The sequence below is a fragment of the Paracidovorax sp. MALMAid1276 genome (assembly GCF_049198005.1).
In the GTDB taxonomy this organism is placed as follows: Bacteria; Pseudomonadota; Gammaproteobacteria; order Burkholderiales; family Burkholderiaceae_C; genus Acidovorax.
Map to the genome: position 1 here is coordinate 1 of NZ_JBMIRS010000065.1, position 2865 is coordinate 2865.

The 2865-nt window shown below is 66.1% G+C and carries 4 protein-coding genes; all 4 read left to right on the forward strand.

All coding sequences use genetic code 11. The features are described from left to right. The coding region (locus ACOQFS_RS04025; RefSeq protein ID WP_421561661.1) for a L,D-transpeptidase Cds6 family protein at positions 1–346 on the forward strand (346 nt) is incomplete at its 5' end. An 82-nt stretch (positions 347–428) separates the two neighbouring features. Continuing rightward, positions 429–1700: a L,D-transpeptidase family protein gene (locus tag ACOQFS_RS04030; RefSeq protein WP_421561664.1), complete on the forward strand. Its 1272-nt coding sequence runs from the start codon at positions 429–431 to the stop codon at positions 1698–1700. Beyond that, complete coding sequence (locus tag ACOQFS_RS04035) at positions 1697–2281, forward strand: peptidylprolyl isomerase (protein WP_421561662.1); 585 nt, start codon at positions 1697–1699, stop codon at positions 2279–2281. The genes ACOQFS_RS04030 and ACOQFS_RS04035 overlap by 4 nt, the downstream gene beginning before the upstream one ends. 22 nt (positions 2282–2303) lie before the next feature. After that, on the forward strand, positions 2304–2831 hold the full coding sequence (locus ACOQFS_RS04040; RefSeq protein ID WP_421561663.1) for a peptidylprolyl isomerase: 528 nt from the start codon (positions 2304–2306) through the stop codon (positions 2829–2831). The last annotated feature ends 34 nt before the right edge of the window (positions 2832–2865 follow it).

Consider the following 2865-nt stretch of genomic DNA (forward strand, 5'->3'; position numbering starts at 1 on the left):
CAACGGTTCCGTGCAGGCCGTCACCGCCGCCGTGAAGGCCTGGGCAGCCGCCTGGGCCGCGCAGGACATGACGGCTTACCTCGCTGCCTACGACAAGGCCTTTGACCCCCCGGGCCGCCAGACACGCGCCGCCTGGGAAAAAGAGCGCGAGTCCCGCATCGTGGGCAAGTCCAGCATCAGCGTGCAGCTGTCCGACCTCTCGGTGTCCGTCAATGGCGACAAGGCCACGGCGCGCTTTCGCCAGGCCTACAGCGCCGACACGCTCAACGTGAGCAGCCGCAAGACGCTGGAGATGGTCAACAACAACGGGCGCTGGACCATCGTCCGCGAATCCACCGGCGGCTGACCATGACCCGTGCCGCCACGCCTGCGCGTGAAGCGCGGGCTTTTTTTTTGCTGCCTTGCACCGCCTGATGCCCGTGCTGCGCATGCCCGTACCCTCGCCCTCCACACGCCGCCTGTGCGTGGGCGCCACCCTGGCGCTGGCCGCTGTGGCGCTGGCGATGCCGGCGCTGGGCCAGGGCTACAAGCCGCGCCGGCCCGTCGCCAAGAGCGCGCCTGCACCGGCCAAGCTGCAGGACGGCCAGGCCGAGGCGCGCCTGCTGGCCGTGTACAAGCTGGTGGCCGAGGGACGCGGCCGGGAGGCGCTGCGCGACGCTGAAAGCCTGGCCCGCGACTACCCCAACTTCCAGCTGGCGCAGCTGGCCGTGGGCGACCTGCTGACGGCCCGCACCCGCCCCATCCGCCGCCTGGGCGACCTGCCCGAGCCCGACTCCACGCGCACCATCCAGGCGGCCACCACGCTGGAAGAGCTGCGCAACGAATCGCGCCAACGGGTGGACGCGCAACGCAGCCGCCCCCCGGCCAACACCATCCCCGCACAGTTTCTGGAGCTGCCGACCCGCTCGCGCCACGCAATCGCCATCGACGCGTCGCGCTCGCGCCTGTACCTGTTCGAGAACACGCCCAAGGGTTTGCAGCTGGTGGCCGACTACTACGCCTCGGTGGGCAAGCTCGGCATGGACAAGTCCACCGAGGGCGACCAGCGCACGCCCCTCGGCGTGTACTTCATCACCAGCCGCCTCGATCCGGCCACGCTCAAGGACTTCTACGGCGTGGGCGCCCTGCCCATCAACTACCCCAACCCGCTGGACGTGAGCCGCGGCAAGACCGGCAGCGGCATCTGGCTGCACGGCACGCCGCCCGACCAGTTCGCGCGGGCGCCGCTGGCCTCCGACGGCTGCCTGGTGCTGGCCAACCCCGATCTGGAGCGCATTCTGCTGACCGTGGAGCCGCGCTCCACTCCTGTCGTGATCGCCCGGCAACTGCAGTGGGTGGCGCCACACACCGTGCAGGCCGAGCGCAAATCTTTCGAGGCCGTGCTGAACGCCTGGCGCGCCGCCAAGACGCAGGGCGACATGAACCGCCTGCTGGGCTTTTACACGCCCGACTTCCAAAGCCACCGCAAGACCTCGCTGACACAGTGGGCCCAGGTGCTGCAGGCTGAGACCCGCGCCCTCAAGGGACGGGAACTCCAGCTCAAGGACAAGTCTTACCTGCGCTGGACCGATTCGGCCGACACCATGGTGGTAACGTTCGGCGAAGTGGCCGAAGGCGCCCGCACCGGCCCCGTCAAACGCCAATACTGGACGCGCCGCGGCCAGCAGTGGCAGATATTTTTCGAAGGAGTGATTGGATGATTTCCAGAAGAAATTCGGCCCTGGCGCTTGCCAGCATTGGATTTGCAGCTATGTTTTCAGTAGCGAACGTGCAAGCCCAGTCTGCGGCCCCCAAGGTCAAGCTGGCCACCTCCATGGGCGACATCGTGGTGCAGCTGGACCCGGCCAAGGCCCCCAAGACGGTCGAGAACTTCCTGGCCTATGTGAACGACAAGCACTATGACGGCACGGTGTTCCACCGCGTGATGGACGGCTTCATGATCCAGGGTGGCGGCTTCACAGCCGACATGCAACAAAAGCCCACCAAGGCCCCCATCCCGCTGGAGGCCAACAACGGCCTCAAGAACGACACCTACACCATCGCCATGGCGCGCACGGGCAACCCCAACTCGGCCACCTCGCAGTTCTTCATCAACGTGAAGGACAACGCCATGCTCAATGCGCCCAACCCCGATGGCCATGGCTACGCGGTGTTCGGCAAGGTGGTGGAAGGCACGGCCGTGGTCGACAAGATCAAGGCCGTGGCCGTGGGCAACAAGGCCGGCCACCAGAACGTGCCCAACGCGCCGGTCACCATCAACTCCGCCACCGTGGTGAAGTGATTTTTTTGAAGAGAGCACTGCTATGAGCAATCCCCAAGTCGAACTCCACGTCACCATCAACGTGGCGGAAACCGCCACCCAGGGCGTGATCACCATCGAGCTGGACGCCGCCAAGGCGCCCAAGTCCAGCGAAAACTTCCTGAGCTACGTGAACAGCGGCTTCTACAACGGCACCGTGTTCCACCGCGTGATCAAGAACTTCATGGTCCAGGGCGGCGGCATGACGGCCGACATGAAGCAAAAGGAAACGCAGGCCCCTATCGAGAACGAGGCCAAGAACGGCCTGAAGAACGACAAGTACACCGTGGCCATGGCCCGCACGGGCGACCCGCACAGCGCCACGGCGCAGTTCTTCATCAACACGGTGGACAACGCCTTCCTGAACCACAGCTCGCCCACACCCCAGGGCTGGGGCTATGCCGTGTTCGGCAAGGTCGTCAAGGGCCAGGACGTGGTGGACGCGATCAAGGCCGTGCGCACCACGCGCAAGGGCTTTCATGACGACGTGCCGTTTGACGCCGTGGTCATCGACAAGGCTGTAGCGCTTTGAGCGTCATCCCCCTGAGGCGCTGCGCGCCTTCCCC

Bases quoted from the DNA above. Each gene is read 5' to 3' on its own strand.
- ACOQFS_RS04030 (WP_421561664.1), top strand. From the start codon at position 429: ATGCCCGTACCCTCGCCCTCCACACGCCGCCTGTGCGTGGGCGCCACC.
- ACOQFS_RS04035 (WP_421561662.1), top strand. From the start codon at position 1,697: ATGATTTCCAGAAGAAATTCGGCCCTGGCGCTTGCCAGCATTGGATTT.
- ACOQFS_RS04040 (WP_421561663.1), top strand. From the start codon at position 2,304: ATGAGCAATCCCCAAGTCGAACTCCACGTCACCATCAACGTGGCGGAA.